Origin of the sequence: Gulosibacter massiliensis, from assembly GCF_900626105.1 — a bacterium.
In the GTDB taxonomy this organism is placed as follows: Bacteria; Actinomycetota; Actinomycetes; order Actinomycetales; family Microbacteriaceae; genus Gulosibacter; species Gulosibacter sediminis.
The window spans coordinates 1,554,414-1,570,934 of sequence record NZ_UYZX01000001.1; the positions used below are offsets into that span (position 1 = coordinate 1,554,414).

Consider the following 16,521-nt stretch of genomic DNA (forward strand, 5'->3'; position numbering starts at 1 on the left):
CCTCCTCATGCGTCGAAATGGCGCAAGATTGCGCCCTGCAGGCGTATGTAACGCATCCCTCCCGAGCAGTATTCCGGGGCACGTACGGGCGAGGCTGGGCGAGCTCTCGCCGCCGAGCGACTACATTTGCGCCTATGCATACTGCGATTTCGGCTATCGAACCTGAGCTTCGCGGTGACCTGACCCAGGTCGTCAAGAACTACGACATCCGCGGTCTCGTCGGTGACACCCTCACCGCACCGCTCGTCACCGCGCTCGGCGCCGCCACTGTCGATGAGCTCGGGCTCGCAGACCTCGAGCTCGTCATCGGGCACGACATGCGCGAATCCAGCCCGGAGTTCGCGGAGGCCTTTGCCCGCGGCGCGACCGCCCGCGGCGCCCGCGTCATCCACCTCGGCCTGTGCTCGACCGACATGGACTACTTCGCCTCGGGCCAGCGGAACGCCGCCGCGGCGATGTTCACGGCCTCACACAACCCGGCCGCCTACAACGGCATCAAGATCTCGGCCGCGGGCGCAAAGGGCATCTCACTCGATTCCGGGCTCGGCGCGGTCCGCGACCGCGCGGCCGCCTACCTCGACGCGGGCATCCCCGAGGTCGAGCACACGCACGAACCGCAGCGCGTGGATGTTCTGGCTGACTACGCGCGGCACCTGCGCTCGCTCGTCGACCTCTCGGGCATCCGCCCGCTCAAACTCGTCATCGACGCGGGCAACGGCATGGGCGGCTACACCGTTCCCGCAGTGCTGCAGGAGGCCGCCGGCCTACCCGCGCTGCCCCCCGAGATTGTGCCGATGTACTTCGAGCTCGACGGCAACTTCCCGAACCACGAGGCGAATCCCCTCGACCCCAAGAACCTCGTCGACCTGCAAGCGCGCGTCATTGCCGAGGGTGCCGACCTTGGTCTCGCCTTCGACGGCGACGCCGATCGGTGCTTCGTCGTCGACGAGCAAGGCGAGCCCGTGTCGCCGTCGGCGGTGTGCGCGATCGTCGCCGCGCGCGAGATCGCGCGCGCGAACGCCGCGGGGGAGGCGCAGCCGACGATCATTCACAACCTGCTCACATCGCGCCACGTCGAGGAGATCGTGCGCGAGCTCGGCGGCGAGCCCGTGCGCACCCGCGTCGGCCACTCGCTCATCAAGGCCGAAATGGCGCGCACCGGCGCGATCTTCGGCGGCGAGCACTCGGCGCACTACTACTTCCGCGATTTCTGGGGTGCCGACAACGGCATGCTCGCCGCGCTGCACGTGCTCGCCGAAGTGGGCGCATCCGGCCGCCCGGTCTCCGCTCTCGCGGCCGAGCACACGCCGTACTTCGCGTCGGGCGAGATCAACTCGACGGTCGCCGATGCGGCCGCCGTGCTCGAGCGACTCCGCACCGAGTTCGAAGGCATCGAGCTCGACGAGCTCGACGGTCTCACCATCAGTGATCGCGGCAGCGGTGAGTGGTGGTGGGCGAACGTGCGCGCCTCGAACACCGAGCCCCTGCTGCGGCTCAACGTCGAGGCCTCGACGCCCGAACTCATGGCGCATGTGCGCGACGAGTTCCTCGGGCACATTCGTCAGAAGGCCTGACACCTCGGGCACCAAGCCGCTCTCCGCGTGCCGCCGTCGCGCTGCCCCGAGGCGTGCGTGCCTTCGAGAATGATGGTGCCGCAGCGGCGGCACGCTCGACCCGCCCGGCCAAACACGTAGCTGCGCTGGCCGGGTCGTGGGTCGCCGGTGAAGGTGCGCTCGACGCGGTCGCGGTTCTCGAGCATGAGGTCGCGGGCGTGCGCGAGCAGAGCGTCGAGGTCTGCGGTGTCGCCCACGTGCCGGTCGGGGCGGATCGCCCGCAGAAACAGCAGTTCGGTGACATACTCGTTGCCGAGGCCCGCGACGTTGCCCTGGTCGAGCAGCGCGGCCGTAAGCGGCCGCGCTGGCTCGGCGCGGATGCGCCGGGCCGCCTCCGCGAGGTCGGGCGCCTCGGCGAGCAGGTCGGGGCCGAGCCAGCCGAGCTTGTCGGCTTCGTCGCGCGTGCGCCAGAGCGTGAGCTTCGCGAGGTCGATGCCGAGCGCGACCACGGCATCCGTACCGATCACCGCGCGGAGCCGATGCCGTGCCGGCCACGAGGTGCGACCGGACTCGCCTGGGCGCACGAGCCGCCAGCTGCCGTCCATGCCGAAGTGCGAGTGCACCGTGTACTCGCCGACACGCAGCAGCACGTGCTTGCCGCGCGCGTCGGCCCCGCGGATGCGCTCGCCCCGCAGATCTGCCGTCGCGTGCGCCGGCACGCGCAGCGAGAACTCCGTCACCTCGCGCCCCGCGAGCGACTGCGCGAGGTGGTGGGCGGCGCGGTAGGCGCTATCGCCTTCCGGCATAACCCGACTCTGGTTTCAGCCGCAGTCCGCGCGGCGTCGTGACAAAGCCGGCCTCCTGGAGCCACGTTGAAATGCCGTGCTCGAACACTGACGCGCCGTTAACGCGTTCGATGACGAGGCCCGGGATGCGCGCCCGCCGCACCGTGTCGCTGAGGCTGTAGGCCGCCTGCCGCAGCACCGTGTCGTCGTCGCTGAACGTGAGCATGGTCTTGCCGCCGCGCTCGACGTAGAGCACGAGCGCGCCGTCGGCGAGGGTCACGAGCCCGCCAGCCTTGCGGCCGGGGCGGTGGGTTGATGCGTGCTCAGGCCACGCGACCGCCGCGCCGTAGGCGTTCGCGGGGTCGGTCGCCGCGAGCGTGAGCAGGTGCGGTTCGCGGTCGGTCTCGAGGCGCTGCTGCACGGCGCGGAGCCGGTCGATGGCGCCCGCGGCCGCGAACTGCGAGGCGCCGAGCTGCTCGACGAAGTAGCCGCGTCGGGCGTGGCCCGACTCTTCGAAGCGGGCGAGCACGCGGTAGACGAGGGCGAAGCCGCCGACGACGCCGCTCGCCTCGACTGAGCCGCGCGTGACGACGCCGTAGCGGTCGAGCAGGAGGTCGCCGAGGGCCTGCGCCCGCGTCGTCGTGCCCTCGTCGCTCGTCGGTGCGATCGACCAGCGCCCCGTGCCCTGCGGCGGCGTGCCCGGGCCGGCGGTCGCGGCGGCGTGGCCGCGCCAGAGCCGGCCGCGTGCCGGTCTTGCCGCCGTGCGATGCGCTGAGGTCGACTTGCTGCCCGCATTGCCCGAGAGCAGCGCTCGCAGGGGCGTGAGCGCGTCGTTCGCGGCGATGCCGAGCCACGTGAGCTCCCAGAGTGCGTCGATGACGGCATCGATGCGCGGCGGCGCGGCGTCGGGCTCGAGCTGTTCGAGTCGACGGATGAGCTCGGTCGCGAACATCGCGCCGCCTTGCTCGAGCACTTCGGCGCAGCGGGCCGCGAGCGGGCCCGGAGCCTCGCGCTCGGCGGGTGTCTCGGGCAGCGTGAACGCAGCCGTGTCGCGCAGGTGCAGGCTCACCCAGCCGTCGGCACCGCCGATCGCGCCGTGGCCGAGCCAGAGCACCTCGCCGCCGCCGAGCAACTCGTCGAGCATGGCGGGCGAGTAGTCGCGCACGCGGGCGGGCAGCACGAGCGACTCCCAGGCGGATGCGGGGATCGGCACACCCTGCAGCTGGTCGATCACGGTGACGACGCCGTCGATGCCGTGCAGCTCGTCGCCGACGTGCTGCCACTCGGGTAGGAACGCCGCGAGCGACTGCTGGGTAACAGGCTCGATCTCGCTGCGCAGCTTCGCGAGGGTGCGCGAGCGGATGCGCCGCAGCACACCCGCGTCGACCCACTCGACGCCTTCGACACCGGGCGTGAATTCTCCTCGCTGCACGGTGCCGGCGATCTCGAGACGCCGCAGCACGTCAGCGACCACCGCCTGGCCGAGACCGAACTCGGCCGTGAGTTGCTCGGCGCGGAAGGGGGCGTGGGTGCGCGCGTAACGGCGCACGAGATCGCCGAGCGGGTCGGCGACGGGCTCGAGCATCGCCGTCGGCACGCCGATGGGCAGCGGCACACCGAGCGCGTCGCGCAGGCGCGCGGCATCCTCGACACCGGTGAGGCGTTCGGCGCCCTGCACGCGCAACCAGAGCGCGCGCTTCGCGACCACGAGCTGATCGGCGAGCGACTTGACGAACTCGGGCGGAGCATCGGCCAGTTCGGTCGCCTCGTCGTGCGGGTCGGCGTCGGGGTGGCGCACGCGGCGGCACAGCTCGTCGAGGGTGAGCGGGCCAACCACGCGCAGCAGGTCGGCGAGGCCTTCGGCATCGCGCGCCCGGCGCGACGGTTCGAGCCACTGCAGCTGCGCCTCGACGTCGTGGATCGCATCGAGGTCGAGCAGTTCGCGCAGCGAGCTCGCGCCGAGGAGGTCGGCGAGCAGGTTCGTGTCGAGCTGCAGAGCGGCCGCACGGCGCTCGGCGAGCGGCTGGTCGCCCTCGTACATGAACTCGCCGACGTAGCCGAACAGCAGCGACTGTGCGAAGGGAGAGGGCGACTCGGTCGTCACCTCGGCGAGCCGCACCTCACGTGTCGCAAGCTTCGCGAACAGCTCAGTGAGCGAGTCGAGGTCGTAGACGTCGTGGAGCACCTCGCGCACGGTCTCGAGAATCATCGGGAACTCGGGGTACTTGCGGGCGACCTCGAGCAGCTGGGCCGCGCGCAGCCGCTGCTGCCATAGGGGCGCCCGCTTGCCGGGATGCAGCCGGGGCAGCAGGAGCGCGCGGGCCGCGTTCTCGCGGAAGCGCGCCGCGAACAGCGCCGACGCCCCGACCTCGCGGGTGATGGTCGTCTCGACCTCGTCACGCTCGAAGGCGAACAGCTCGGCCCCGGGCGGTTCGTCGTCGACGTCGGGGATGCGCACGATGATGCCGTCGTCGAGGGCCATCGCGCTTGCCTCCATGCCGAACCGCTCGCGCACGCGAGCGGTCACCATGAGCGCCCACGGGGCGTGCACGGGGCGGCCGTAGGGGGAGTGGAGGATGATGCGCCAGTCGCCGAGCTCGTCGCGCACACGCTCGATGATGAGCTGGCGGTCGGTCGGCACCTGGCCGGTCACCTCGAGTTGCTCGCGCACGTACGCCGTGATGTTCGCCTGCGCGAAGTCGTCGCACACCCGGGCGAGGCCGTCGGGCAGGCGAGCATCGTTCGCGGCGATCTCGCGCACGATGGCACCGATCGCGGCGCCAAGCTCGGCGGGGCGGCCGATGCCGTCGCCCTTCCAGAACGGCAGCCGTCCGGGCTCGCCGAAGGCCGGCACGACGAGCACGCGGTCGGGGCCAATTTCGCGGATGCGCCACGACGTCGCGCCGAGCGCGATGACGTCGCCCACGCGCGATTCGTAGACCATCTCTTCGTCGAGCTCGCCGACGCGCTTGCCGCCGCCATCAGTGCCGTCGAGCATGAACACCCCGAACATGCCGCGGTCGGGAATCGTGCCGCCAGAAACGACGGCGAGGCGTTGTGCGCCCGGGCGACCCTCGAACCAGTCGGCGTCACGGTCCCACACGAGGCGGGGCCGCAGGGTCGCGAACTCGTCGGACGGGTACTTGCCGGCGAGCAGGTCGAGCACCGACTCGAGCAGCGCCGAGCTGAGCTGCGCGAACGGAGCGCTGCGCCGCACGAGCGCGAGCCACTCCTGCACTTTCCAGCGGTCGAGCGCGGCCGCCGACACAGTGTGCTGCGCGAGCACATCGAGCGGCTGGTCGATGGTGGTCATGCGCTCGATGTTGCCGTCGAGCATGCGCGAGGTCGCGACGGCGGTGTGGAGCACATCCGCCCGGTGCTTTGGGTACAGCCGAGCCCGCGACACCTCGCCGACCTGGTGGCCTGCCCGGCCGACGCGCTGCAGCCCACTCGCGACGCTCGGCGGCGATTCGACCTGGATGACAAGGTCGACGTCGCCCATGTCGATGCCGAGCTCGAGGCTCGAGGTGGCGACGACGCAGCGCAGGACGCCCGATTTCAGGGCATCTTCAACCTGCGCACGCTGCTCTTTCGACACCGAACCGTGGTGTGCCCGGGCGAGGTCGGCGCTCGCGCCGTCGAACGCCCCCGAGCCGCCCATGAGCTGGGCCCCGAGCGTGCGGGTTGCGGGCGCGGGTTCGGTGCCTGGCGGTTCGGCCGTGGCGAGCCGCCGCTCGTACTCTTCGTTGAGGCGGGCCGTGAGCCGCTCGGCAAGCCCGCGTGAGTTCACGAACACGATCGTTGAGCGATGCTCGAGTACGCGGTCAACGATCGCCGACTCGATGTGCGGCCAAACCGTGCCGGTACGTCGCGGATCGGGGTCGCGGATGCCCTGGGTCGCGTCGCCGAAAACTAGCTCGTCTTGCGGCTCCGCGACGGGAATGTCGCTGAGATCGGCGACGGGCACGACGACTCGCAGGTCGAATGCCTTTTCGCTCGCGGGTGCGACGATCTCGACTGGCGCCTGCCCGCCGAGGAAACGCGCGACCGCCTCAAGCGGCCGCACCGTGGCCGAGAGGCCGATGCGCTGCGCCGGCGACTCGAGCAGCGCATCCAGGCGTTCGAGCGAGAGGGCGAGGTGCGAACCGCGCTTGCTCGCCGCAACGGCGTGCACCTCATCGATGATGACGGTGCGCACGCCCCGAAGTGCCTTGCGCGCGCTTGAGGTGAGCATCAGGTAGAGCGACTCGGGTGTCGTAATGAGGATGTCGGGCGGCTTCGACACCTGCGCGCGGCGCTCGGAAGGCGTGGTGTCGCCCGAGCGCACGCCGACCGTGATCTCGGGCACCTCGTGACCGAGGCGCGTGGCAGTTTGGCGGATGCCGACGAGCGGCGCGGCGAGGTTGCGCTCGACGTCGACGCCGAGCGCCTTGAGTGGCGAAATATAGAGGATGCGCGTGCCCCGACCCGCGTCGCTCGCACGCTCCTGGATGAGTTGATCGATCGCCCAGAGGAACGCTGCGAGCGTCTTTCCCGAGCCGGTCGGGGCGACGACGAGCGTGTGGTGGCCGTGTCGGATGGCGCCCCACGCCTCGCGCTGGGCGCGCGTCGGCGCGTCGAACGCGCCACGAAACCACATGGTGGTCGACTCGCTGAACCCGGTCAGGGCATCCGAACTGCTCACCGTTTGATCAAACCACCACCCACCGACAAGCTCCCCGCACTCGTGGCGGAATGCGGCACAATGAGCACATGGACGTGAGTACCCCCGACCCCGAGTCTTCAGGCTGGTTGAGCGACGACGATCTCGAGCTCATCCGCCGACGCACGCCGATCATCTATGTCGAGGCGATTCCAGTGCTGCTCGACGGCCGTGGCGAAGTCGAGGCAATCGGCCTCCTGCTGCGCGCAAACCCCGAGGGACTTATCACCCGCACGTTCGTGTCGGGCCGCGTGCACTACGGCGAGTCGATCCGCAGCGCGTTGCTGCGTCACCTGGAGAAGGACCTCGGCACGATGGCCTTCCCACAGCTGCCTCCCTCGCTGCAGCCATTTACCGTCGCCGAGTTTTCGCCGCTGCCCGTGACTGAGCTCTACGACGAGCGTCAGCACGCGGTCGCGCTCGAGTACATCGTGCCGGTGACGGGCGAGTGCATTCCGCGTCAGGATGCGCTCGAGGTCACGTGGGTCACGCCGGACGAGGCGAAGGACCCCGACCTGCTCGAGGAGCTTGAGGGTGGCCGTGGCGCGATTCTGCGTCAGGCCATCGGCTTCCTCGGTGCTTGGTAGCCAGCACCGAGTTCGCGGCAGCGGGAACTTTTGCCCGCCGGCAACCATCAGAATGTACGTTCGCCGTGTCCGCATCCGCTCTCAGGAGGAACCATGAGCCAGCAGTACCCCCAGCAGCCCTACTACCAGCAGGGGTATCAGACGGCCGGGTACCAGCCCGCTCAGCAGGTGGATAGTGCCGACAGCGTCGGCAACTGGGTGCTCACCATCTTTCTGATGGGCATTCCTCTCGTCGGCCTCATCTACATGATCGTGCTCGCGGCCGGCGACGGTCGCTCGCTCGCGAAGCGCAACTTTGCCCGTGCCTACCTCATCTGGATCGGTATCGGCATCGCGCTGGCGATTGTCTTGGGCATCATTGCCGCGGTGACCGGCGGGCTGTTCTTCACCGCCGTGTTCAGCGAACTGAACAACTCATCGAGTTATTCGTCGCACAGCTACTAGCGGTTCGCGTCCCAGTCGCGCCACGCCTGCTCGGCGCGCGCTCGCGTGTCTGCGGCAGGCGCGCTGCTCGGATGCTCGGTGCGGCTCGCGCCGTCGCGGAGCGCGTCGATCGCGAAACCGCTCGGTTCGGGCGTGGCCGGTCGCACCGCATCCTCGAGAATCATGAAGTCGCGCTGCGAGAGCTCGACCCAGCCATCGCGCAGCTGCTCACCCCAAAACTTGGTGTCGCGCGTGAGCTCGAGCATGTCGCGCAGTGGCCGGATGGGCGCGATGCGTGCGCCCGGGAGCCAGTCGACCGGCGCGACCCAGCGGGGCGTGCCGTGCCCGCCGAGTTGGTAAGCCTCGCCGGTGACTCGCCCCGCGGCGACGGCGGCGCGCAGCGGTTCGCCGTCGGGGTTGTATTCGCGCGGCGAGTAGATGACGATGCCATCGGCCTCACGAAATGATGAAACTGGCTGCTCGTTGCCCCACGTCACGCGCGCGACGCCCGTTTCGACGAGCTCGCGGGCGCGATCGAGTGGGTGGACGAGCAGCCAGTATCGAATCGCCACGGTGGCTTAGCGCAGCGCGGTGCTCGGCATGCGCGTGTAGATCTCGCCGGCGACGACGAGGTCTTGCCACGGCATGCCCACGGTCTTGTACACGGTGGGCTTGCTGCGGTCGATGCTCACCTCGCCGCGCACGACGTCGCGCACGGGGATGAGTGACTCGCGGCGCAGCACGCCCTCGGCGATCGCGTGGGCGATCTCGCCCGACTCGTTGACCGCCGTGTCTATGTCTTCGACGATGACGTTCGAGCGTGCCATGAGGGCGGTGTCAAGTTCGCTGCGCTCGTTGTTGTGTGTGCCGAGCGCGACCACGAGGGTGCCCGGGCGCACGAGCGAGCCGTCGAAGAGGGGCTCGCCTGAGCCGGTAGCCGTGATGATGAGGTCGGCCTGCGGAATCGCCGTCTGCGGCGGCATAGCCTGGCCGATGCGGGCGTTCCAGCCGAGCTCGGCCGCGGTGGCGGCGAACATTTCGGTCTTGCGAGCGTTGCGGCCGGCGACGACGAGCTGCTTGAGCTGCGGGTGCAGTTCGCGCAGCACGTGCGCGTGCTTGCGTGCCTGGGCGCCGTAGCCGTACATCACGACGCTGCTCGAGTCGCGGTTGATGAAGCGCGAGGTGACGAGGCTCGTCATGGCGGCGGTGCGGAGGTCGGTGAGCTCGTCGCCGTCGATGACGGCCTTCGGCGTGGTTGTCAGAGCATCCATGAGCACGTAGAGCCCCTGTGCGCGGTCAACGTTGCGGGCCGGGTTGCCCTCGTTGACCGACATGATCTTCGCGCCGACCCAGTCGGGGGCATGCGAGGCCATGAAGAGCAGGCGCTTGCCCTCGTCGAGCTGGAAGAAGCTGCGCGGGAAGTCCTGCGACGGGTCGATCTCGGTCTTGAGCGCGCGCTCGAGGGCGTCGACCGCGTCACCGACTCGAATGTGATCGAGGATGTGTTTGTTGGTGATGTGTGGGATGTTCACGGAAGCGGGTGCTCCTTCAACGCTCGACGGGATGCAGCGGCGAATACCGGGGCCTCGCCGCCCCGTTGCTGGTGAGCGGCCGTGCCTGGCAGAAATGCTACCCGCAGCAACGCCGTGCTTGCAGCGGGATGTCGATTGGATACGTTCAGAGTTCTTCATAGGCACAGAGTTCATCTCCCTCAGAAGGGTGCTGGATCTGTGGTCGGGTCGTAGGCAGAGTTCTCCCCGAGCCCGTCGGCGGGTCTGAAGACAGGACGTTGCGGCCCGACCGGGTCGGCGCGCGTGATGAAGATCTCCCCGAGCGGTGATTCCCACTCGAAGACACCGTTGCCCAGGTGCCGGTATCGCCACGGCCGCTGATGTTTCAGGATGTGGTGTTGTCGACACAGGTGTGCCTGGTTATCGACACTGGTTTTGCCGCCCGCGGCCCAGGGGGTGATGTGGTCGAGTTCGCTGCGATGCGCCGCTCGGCGGCAGCCGGGGAACACGCACGTCTGGTCGCGGACCTGCAAGAACCGGCGCATTTCGATGGTGGGTTTGCGGGTGTCGACCGTGAGGACGTGGCCGGTGATCGGGTCGGTGAGGATGCGCTGGAAGCAAGGTGCCCCGGCGGCGATTTCGCGGGCTTCGGTCATGCTGCACGGGTTCATCCCGTCGACCGTCGCCACCTCGCGGGGTGCGTCGGGGTCGATCAGGTTCATCACCGGAATGACGACGCTCACCGTCGCCGTGACCCGGGCTGCGCCCGCGGTCGGCGAGTCGACGATGGCTTGCGGGGTCGCGGTGAGGAGCGTGTCGACCATGAGGTCGGTTTGGAGTTGCCGGAGGGTGCGGGTGTCTTCGACGAACTCGGCATCCTCCGGCGACAAGTCGGTGCCGGTTGCGGCCGCCGCACGGACGCGTTCCCGGTGTTCCTCGGCTTCGGTCTCGTGTTCGGTGTGGAGGGCGCGGGCTTGTTGGTCGGCGAGGTCGACGATCGCGTGGCCTTGCACGGTGGGCACATCAATGTGGATCGTCGACATGCCAAAGTCGTGGTCGTCGATCGTGACGCGTCGCTTTGCGTATTCGTGCTCGAACGCTTCTTCAAACTCTGGCGCGGCGAGGTCGGCCGCGAGTTTGCGCGCGTAGGTATCGGTTTGCGACACGGTCGCGGTGCGGGCGTAGTCGAGGACTTTGCGCGTGTATTCGTCGAGCCGGTCATCGGGCACGTTGCCGGCGTACCGCAGGAGCGCGCGGGCGTGCCGCATCGTCACCGCACCATCGCGCAAGGGAGCAAGCCAGGTGTGGTGGTTGGTCGTGAGCCGGTGGGCGTCGTGCGCGCGGTTCACCAATGCCGCGTCGGATTCGTTGGTCTTGATGCCGAAGTCGGCGACGATTGACCGGAGGTTCAGGCGGAACAGGTCGTCGTAACTCGCGACGTAGCTGCGCTCTTCGACCTGGAGTTCGGTGCGGGCGACCGCGTCGCGGTAGGCGCCGGCGAGTGCGGTGAGTTTCTGGAACTCGCCAAGGCGTGCGAGTCGTTCGCCGTCGAGGTAGTGGTCGCGGTGAGTACGGACGTGGTCGTTGATGCCGTCGGTTTCGGGTTCGGGGGTGGTGCCGTCGGGCTGGTTCCGGTGCGCGTGCCGGGTGGGTTTGAAGGCTTCACGGTCGCGCTTGCGGCTGAGGTCGCGCTGGTCGTCGTCGCTGCCATTGTCGGCGGGCGTGGCGGGGTTGGGTGCGGTCATCGGGCGTCACCTCCTCGAGCACGAGCGTCGGTTTGATCGGAACCTGGCGGATCTGTTCGGTGTTGTCTTGTAGACGCGTGAGCGGGCCAAAACGTGACCCCGGGGTCTGGTCTTTTTGCTGGGAGTTTCCTGACCGCGACAGCGTGGGCGAGGAACGAGTCGGCAACGGATTCTGGGGGAGTGGAACTACTTCATCACGAGCCTCCGACATTGCTGCGGAGCAGCGAAATAGGAGGAATGGACGACGGTCTTGGGGGCCTAGTACTAATTGACCACGAGCCTCCGACATTTATCGGCGACGGTACGCAGCGTGATCTGGTGCTCGGAATCACTCCACCACGCCCCTCCGACATCGACGCAACCTCGCGAGACCGGCACCGAATCCCACCCGCCACTGCCGACCCGCCCCCGCCCCAGCGCGCCAGATGGCCACCCGGCTTCAGGCAACGGGAAGTGACGCCGTGCCTCCACCCGCGGCTGTGGTATCAACAGGATGCATGGGACGACCATTCGTAATCCGCACCGCCGACATCGATGACGCGCGCGGAATTGCGACCGTGCACGTTGCCTCATGGCAGGCCGCTTACCGGGGGCTCATGCCGAACGACGTGCTCGATGCGCAGTCCGTCGAGCAGCGCGAGGAGAGATGGCGTCGGATCATCAGCGACCCGCACACGATGGGCCAGACACTCGTCGCAGACCGCGAAGGCGAGATCGTTGGCTGGGCGTCCTTTGGGCCCGGCCGAGACGAAGGAGCTTCTGACCAGGGCGAACTCTGGGGGCTCTACGCGCACCCCTCCGTGTTCTCGACCGGCGTCGGGCACGCCTTGATCTCGGCCGTCGAGCTGGCGCTCCGTGAAGACGGATTCGATTCCGCGTTCCTCTGGGTCCTCGATGGCAACACCCGCGCCGCGAGCTTCTACGAACGCCACGGATGGAACGAAGACAGCAACGTCAAGCTCGACGAACGACCCGACATGACACTTTTCGAACGGCGCCGAACCAAGTCGCTGACCTGACCCCCGCCTCGTGAGAAACCCGACAACTCGTCGAGCCACAAGCTGCTCCTACGATCGCCGCCACTTATTGACAATCGATAGCTATCTATCGAAACTCGATACATGAACACCAGCCTGCCGCGCCCGCCGCTCGCGCTCGTCGTCGCCACCCAACTGTTCCTTGGCGTGCTATTCGGCGACGGCATCGCCGCCATCGCGCTGTTGCCGGGCGTTGCCGCGAGCGTGGCCGAGGCGCTGCCCGAATACGCTGACCTCCGCGGGCCAGTCCTCGCATCATCGATCGGCTTCACCGCGCTCGGGCTGATCACGATCGCCCTGGTCTCACTGCTCGTTCATCGCATTTACCGCGGCACGATGCTCACCCGACAGTCCGTGATCTGGGTCGGCGCGCTCGTGGCAATCCTCGTGTGCGCAGCCCTGCAAATCGTCTCTGGCGCAGCGGTGATCAGCGGCGGCCAGGCGGGCAGCCCGTTCCTGGCACTCATCCTCGCGATCGGCGTTCTCGCGATCCTCACCATCGCCGGCATCACGCTCGTGCTGCGGTCGCTTCTGCGTAACGCGATCGCGATGCGGGCCGAACTTGACGAGGTCGTGTGATGGCGATTCGCATCACCATCGATCGGATGCTCGCGGAGCGGGGGATGAGCGTCGGCGACTTCGCGGCCGCGATCGGCATCACCCCGGCGAACGTCGCGGTGCTGAAGAACGGTCGCGCCAGGGCCGTGCGTTTCTCGACCCTCGATGCAATCTGCCGAGTCCTCGACTGCCAGCCGGGCGATCTGCTGCGCTACGACCCCGACAACGACAACGAGTCGTCCGACACCGCCTGATCGCCCCGCGAGCCAACACTCATCAGAGCTGGCGCCCCAGCGCCAATCAGGAGCCGGCCCCTAACCCCAACAAGGCGCAGGCCCCAGCGACCGTACCGGGAACCGCCTAGCCAAGCTCCGCGCGAATTGCCTCAACCAGGTGGTCGATCGCGGCATCCGGGGTATCCCACGACGCCATGAGGCGCACCGCGCCCGGCATCGGCGGCCAGTCGTAGAAGCGCACGGTGTCATGCGCCCGCACGCGGTCGGCGACGCCCTCCGGCAACACGGGGAACACCGCGTTCGCCTCGACCTCGAGCGGCACCTCGACGCCCGGCAGCTCGGCCAACCGACGCCCGAGCTCGCGCGCCTGCCCGTTCGCGTGCTCGGCGTTGCGGCGCCACAGGTCGCCTTCAAACAGCGCGAGCAACTGTGCCGACACGAAGCGCTGCTTCGACGCGAGCTGCGTCGTGATCTTGCGCAGGTAGGCGGTGCCGGCCACGGCATCCGGGTTGACGACGATGACCGCCTCGGCGCCGAGCGCGCCGTTCTTCGTGCCCCCGAGCGAGATCACGTCGGCGCCCTGCGCGAGTTCGGCCGGCGTCACGCCCTGGGCTGCCGCGGCATTGCTCAGGCGCGAGCCGTCGAGGTGCAGGAACATGCCCGCCTCGTGCACCGCCTCGGCGAGGCGCGCGAACTCGTCGACCGAGTACACCGTGCCGAGCTCGGTTGAGTTGCTCACCGACACCACCTGCGGGGATGCGCGGTGCACGTCGTCGGGGTCGCCCTCGATGAGCAACTCGGGCAGCAGCTTGCCGCCGGGCGCCTCAATCGGCAGCAGCTTGATGCCGCCGACGCGCTCGGGCGCCGCCTGCTCGTCGGTGTTGATGTGTGCCGCGGTGGTGCACATGGCCGTGCCCCACCGCGGCAGCATCGCCTGCAATGACACCACGTTCGCCCCGGTGCCGTTGAACACCGGGAAGACCTCGGCCTGCTCGCCGAACCAGCCGCGCACGACCTCCTGCAAATGCAGGGTGTAAGGGTCGTCGCCGTAGGCGAGCACGTGCCCGCCATTCACCGTGACGATCGCCTCAAGCACTTCGGGGTGCACCCCGGCGTAGTTGTCGGAGCCGAAGTGGTACTGGTTAGCGTCATGCAGCGGTGAGATCACGGCGACTATTCTGCCCCGCGCGGCCGAGCGTTCTACGAGCGCGCGGCCCCGGCGGCGCTTGCCGCGAGTTCTTCAGGCGATCGCTCGCGCCACATGATGAGAAAACGCCGGTCGAATCGCCGCGTGCACTTGCCGCACGACATCGGCCGCGTGGGCCGCCGAAAGCGCACGACCTCGTGGCCGTTCGGGCACTCGCCGTGCCAGCGCGCGAACTCGCGCGCGACCGGGCCGTCGTGCGTACGGCTTCCGGTGCAACCGATGCTGCGCGCGAGCACGAGCCACACCTCGCCGTGGCCCGCGTCGGGCCCGGCGAGGGCATGCGCGATCTCGTGCAGCAGGGTCTGCTCGACGTCGGCGAGCGTCGAGCGCGCGGCCAAATACTTCGACACCGAGATGGTGCGCTTGGTGAAGTTGCACAGACCAGCGCGAGTCTTCGCCGTGTCGAAGCGGAACACCCAGTCGCGGGAAAGATGCCGCGTCATCAGTTCGTTGGCGCGCGTGCGCACCTCATCAAGATCAGCCATGGTCACTGCCTCTCGTTCGTGCGGCCGTGCCACTCGGGCGCCGCCGCGTACTGCCCCGCACGGCAACGACAGCATCGCATCGGCCTCCGACATGATCTTCGGCGCCGACAACATCCGCCCCGCTAGGCGTTGATCGAGGTGATGGGCTCGTCGAACTCGTCGGGCGTGCGGTCGCCCTCGAGCTTTGCCCGCACGACGCGAATCGCGAACTTCGTCGAGTTGGCGTGGTCGGCGGGAATCCCGTCGCCCTCGCGGAACTTCAGCGCGCGCTCGAAATCGGCAAGCGACTCGTCGTAACGTTCGAGTTCGAACAGCACCTTGCCCCGGTGCTGCAGCGCGAACCCGGCGAGCTCGGCCCAGTCGTGCGCGATCGCCTCTTCGACGCAGTTCGTGAGTTCGTTTAACGAGAGGTCGAGCTTGCCCTGGTACTGCGTGACCTGCGCGCGCCGCACGCGCGCCGCGAGCGAGTCCTCGCGCGAGCCGGTGAAACGGGACTGCCGGGCCGCATCCTGCGCCTTGTCAAACGCCTCGTCGAGGCGGTCGAGCATGCGCAGCAGCGCGACCTGCTCGTTCAGGGCGGCGAGGGAGCGGAACTGCGAAATCTCTTCTAGCCGTGCCGTCGCCGCATCCATATCGATGCGCTCGCGCAGCGTCTCGGGGTCATAGCCAAGAATGATCGGTGAGTCAGACACGCCACCGAGAGTAATGCGCCCTCCTCCAAATGCGCGCGTGCCACCCCGGCGCGGGCGGAGCTAGCCGCGCTCGCGCGCGCGGCCCGTGGTGAAGATGCCCCGACCCGGCACGGGAGAGTCGGTCGCCTCGGCGTCGTGCACCTCGCTCGCGCCCCGCAGCCACGCGATCGTCTGTGGTGCCGAATGCACGGTGGCGGGCGGGAAGCCGGATGCGGCGAGGCGCGGCAGCATCGGCAGCTCGAGTTCGTCGCGACTCGCGACCGCGACGATGTTGCCGAAGCGGCGGCCCTTGAGCACCGCCGGGTCGCTAATGAGCAGTGTCGGACCGATCGCGGCGCGGATGCTCGCCACTTCGCCGCGCGCAAAGCGCAGCTCGTGCCCGTCGGCCACGTTCACAAGCACGACACCGTCGGGCGCGAGGAAGGTGGCGATCGCCTGGAAGAACTCGACGCTTGTGACGTGCGCCGGCGTCGACGGGCCGGCAAACACGTCGACGACGATGGCGTCGACACTGCCCGCCAGGCCGCGCGGCAGCTTTGCGAGCTGCTCGCGCGCATCCCCGTAGCGAACCCGAATGGACGCGCTCGCTGGCAGCGGCGCCACCTCGCGGACGAACTCCACGAGATCGCGCTCGAGCTCGATCACCTGCTGACGAGAGCCGGGGCGTGTCGCCTCGACGTAACGCGGAATCGACAGGGCGCCGGCGCCGAGGTGCAGTGCCGTGATTGCTTGTCGCTCACGGAAAGCGAGGTCGAGCACGTGCCCCATGTGACGGATGTAACCGAAGCCAAGGCTCGTCGGGTCGGCCCGGTCGACCTGCGACTGCGGTGTGCCGTCGACAATGAGCTGCACGATCTCGCCATCGAGGACGAACTGGGCCTGCCGGCCGGAGGCGAGAGTGCGGGTGAGGTCGGGGGAGTGCTGGCGCGCCATGATTCGATTATGGCCGCCCGCACCAGGCCGGCGTCGGCCCGCGCATCCAGCCAACTCGACGGCACGA

General features: G+C 68.8%; 15 protein-coding genes. 6 read left to right on the top strand and 9 right to left on the bottom strand.

Annotated elements, in window-relative coordinates; all coding sequences use genetic code 11:
- Nucleotides 1-134: 134 nt before the first annotated feature.
- Entirely contained in the window at nucleotides 135-1,574 is a 1,440-nt protein-coding gene (locus EJL01_RS07465; RefSeq protein ID WP_125106939.1) for a phosphomannomutase/phosphoglucomutase, read from the top strand.
- On the opposite strand, the gene EJL01_RS07470 is transcribed toward EJL01_RS07465, so the two are convergent.
- Together EJL01_RS07470 and EJL01_RS07475 are read right to left on the bottom strand one after the other, a co-directional pair.
- The gene (locus EJL01_RS07470; protein ID WP_125106940.1) at nucleotides 1,562-2,359 is read right to left on the bottom strand and encodes a DNA-formamidopyrimidine glycosylase family protein; all 798 of its coding nucleotides are present in this window, start codon (nucleotides 2,357-2,359) and stop codon (nucleotides 1,562-1,564) included. The two genes, EJL01_RS07465 and EJL01_RS07470, sit on opposite strands and share 13 nt — an antisense overlap.
- Nucleotides 2,343-7,022 (bottom strand): ATP-dependent helicase, encoded by a 4,680-nt coding sequence (locus tag EJL01_RS07475; protein ID WP_125106941.1) that lies wholly within the window; start codon nucleotides 7,020-7,022, stop codon nucleotides 2,343-2,345. The genes EJL01_RS07470 and EJL01_RS07475 overlap by 17 nt, the downstream gene beginning before the upstream one ends.
- A gap of 68 nt (nucleotides 7,023-7,090) precedes the next feature.
- Here EJL01_RS07475 and EJL01_RS07480 point away from each other — a divergent pair, with 68 nt between their 5' ends.
- Entirely contained in the window at nucleotides 7,091-7,627 is a 537-nt protein-coding gene (locus tag EJL01_RS07480; protein ID WP_125106942.1) for a DUF4916 domain-containing protein, read from the top strand.
- Nucleotides 7,628-7,720: 93 nt separating this feature from the next.
- Nucleotides 7,721-8,071: a hypothetical protein gene (locus EJL01_RS07485; RefSeq protein WP_206427688.1), complete on the top strand. Its 351-nt coding sequence runs from the start codon at nucleotides 7,721-7,723 to the stop codon at nucleotides 8,069-8,071.
- Here the strand turns inward: EJL01_RS07485 and EJL01_RS07490 are convergent.
- From EJL01_RS07490 to EJL01_RS07500, 3 genes are all read right to left on the bottom strand, one after another.
- Nucleotides 8,068-8,622, bottom strand: a complete 555-nt coding sequence (locus EJL01_RS07490; RefSeq protein WP_125106943.1) for an EVE domain-containing protein — start codon at nucleotides 8,620-8,622, stop codon at nucleotides 8,068-8,070. The genes EJL01_RS07485 and EJL01_RS07490 overlap by 4 nt on opposite strands.
- Before the next feature lie 6 nt (nucleotides 8,623-8,628).
- Complete coding sequence (locus EJL01_RS07495; protein ID WP_164509752.1) at nucleotides 8,629-9,582, bottom strand: ornithine cyclodeaminase family protein; 954 nt, start codon at nucleotides 9,580-9,582, stop codon at nucleotides 8,629-8,631.
- A gap of 179 nt (nucleotides 9,583-9,761) precedes the next feature.
- Complete coding sequence (locus tag EJL01_RS07500; protein WP_125106945.1) at nucleotides 9,762-11,306, bottom strand: HNH endonuclease signature motif containing protein; 1,545 nt, start codon at nucleotides 11,304-11,306, stop codon at nucleotides 9,762-9,764.
- A gap of 497 nt (nucleotides 11,307-11,803) precedes the next feature.
- Here EJL01_RS07500 and EJL01_RS07505 point away from each other — a divergent pair, with 497 nt between their 5' ends.
- The 3 genes from EJL01_RS07505 to EJL01_RS07515 all read left to right on the top strand — a co-directional run bounded on the left by EJL01_RS07505 (nucleotide 11,804) and on the right by EJL01_RS07515 (nucleotide 13,155).
- A complete protein-coding gene (locus EJL01_RS07505; RefSeq protein ID WP_125106946.1) occupies nucleotides 11,804-12,325 on the top strand; it encodes a GNAT family N-acetyltransferase in 522 nt (173 codons plus the stop codon).
- A 102-nt stretch (nucleotides 12,326-12,427) separates the two neighbouring features.
- On the top strand, nucleotides 12,428-12,922 hold the full coding sequence (locus tag EJL01_RS07510) for a DUF2975 domain-containing protein (RefSeq protein ID WP_125106947.1): 495 nt from the start codon (nucleotides 12,428-12,430) through the stop codon (nucleotides 12,920-12,922).
- A complete protein-coding gene (locus tag EJL01_RS07515; RefSeq protein WP_125106948.1) occupies nucleotides 12,922-13,155 on the top strand; it encodes a helix-turn-helix domain-containing protein in 234 nt (77 codons plus the stop codon). Before EJL01_RS07510 ends, EJL01_RS07515 begins: the two co-directional genes overlap by 1 nt.
- 106 nt (nucleotides 13,156-13,261) lie before the next feature.
- Here EJL01_RS07515 and EJL01_RS07520 read toward each other — a convergent pair whose 3' ends face one another.
- The 4 genes from EJL01_RS07520 to EJL01_RS07535 all read right to left on the bottom strand — a co-directional run bounded on the left by EJL01_RS07520 (nucleotide 13,262) and on the right by EJL01_RS07535 (nucleotide 16,454).
- Nucleotides 13,262-14,305, bottom strand: a complete 1,044-nt coding sequence (locus EJL01_RS07520; protein WP_125106949.1) for a threonine aldolase family protein — start codon at nucleotides 14,303-14,305, stop codon at nucleotides 13,262-13,264.
- Nucleotides 14,306-14,337: 32 nt separating this feature from the next.
- Entirely contained in the window at nucleotides 14,338-14,829 is a 492-nt protein-coding gene (locus tag EJL01_RS07525; RefSeq protein WP_125106950.1) for a SprT-like domain-containing protein, read from the bottom strand.
- A 122-nt stretch (nucleotides 14,830-14,951) separates the two neighbouring features.
- Nucleotides 14,952-15,521 (bottom strand): tetratricopeptide repeat protein, encoded by a 570-nt coding sequence (locus EJL01_RS07530; RefSeq protein WP_125106951.1) that lies wholly within the window; start codon nucleotides 15,519-15,521, stop codon nucleotides 14,952-14,954.
- A 60-nt stretch (nucleotides 15,522-15,581) separates the two neighbouring features.
- On the bottom strand, nucleotides 15,582-16,454 hold the full coding sequence (locus EJL01_RS07535; protein WP_125106952.1) for a spermidine synthase: 873 nt from the start codon (nucleotides 16,452-16,454) through the stop codon (nucleotides 15,582-15,584).
- Nucleotides 16,455-16,521 lie beyond the last annotated feature (67 nt).

Coding starts and splice junctions, on each gene's coding strand:
- EJL01_RS07465 (WP_125106939.1), top strand. CDS start 135: ATGCATACTGCGATTTCGGCTATCGAACCTGAGCTTCGCGGTGACCTG.
- EJL01_RS07470 (WP_125106940.1), bottom strand. CDS start 2,359: ATGCCGGAAGGCGATAGCGCCTACCGCGCCGCCCACCACCTCGCGCAG.
- EJL01_RS07480 (WP_125106942.1), top strand. CDS start 7,091: ATGGACGTGAGTACCCCCGACCCCGAGTCTTCAGGCTGGTTGAGCGAC.
- EJL01_RS07485 (WP_206427688.1), top strand. CDS start 7,721: ATGAGCCAGCAGTACCCCCAGCAGCCCTACTACCAGCAGGGGTATCAG.
- EJL01_RS07500 (WP_125106945.1), bottom strand. CDS start 11,306: ATGACCGCACCCAACCCCGCCACGCCCGCCGACAATGGCAGCGACGAC.
- EJL01_RS07505 (WP_125106946.1), top strand. CDS start 11,804: ATGGGACGACCATTCGTAATCCGCACCGCCGACATCGATGACGCGCGC.
- EJL01_RS07510 (WP_125106947.1), top strand. CDS start 12,428: ATGAACACCAGCCTGCCGCGCCCGCCGCTCGCGCTCGTCGTCGCCACC.
- EJL01_RS07515 (WP_125106948.1), top strand. CDS start 12,922: ATGGCGATTCGCATCACCATCGATCGGATGCTCGCGGAGCGGGGGATG.
- EJL01_RS07525 (WP_125106950.1), bottom strand. CDS start 14,829: ATGGCTGATCTTGATGAGGTGCGCACGCGCGCCAACGAACTGATGACG.
- EJL01_RS07535 (WP_125106952.1), bottom strand. CDS start 16,454: ATGGCGCGCCAGCACTCCCCCGACCTCACCCGCACTCTCGCCTCCGGC.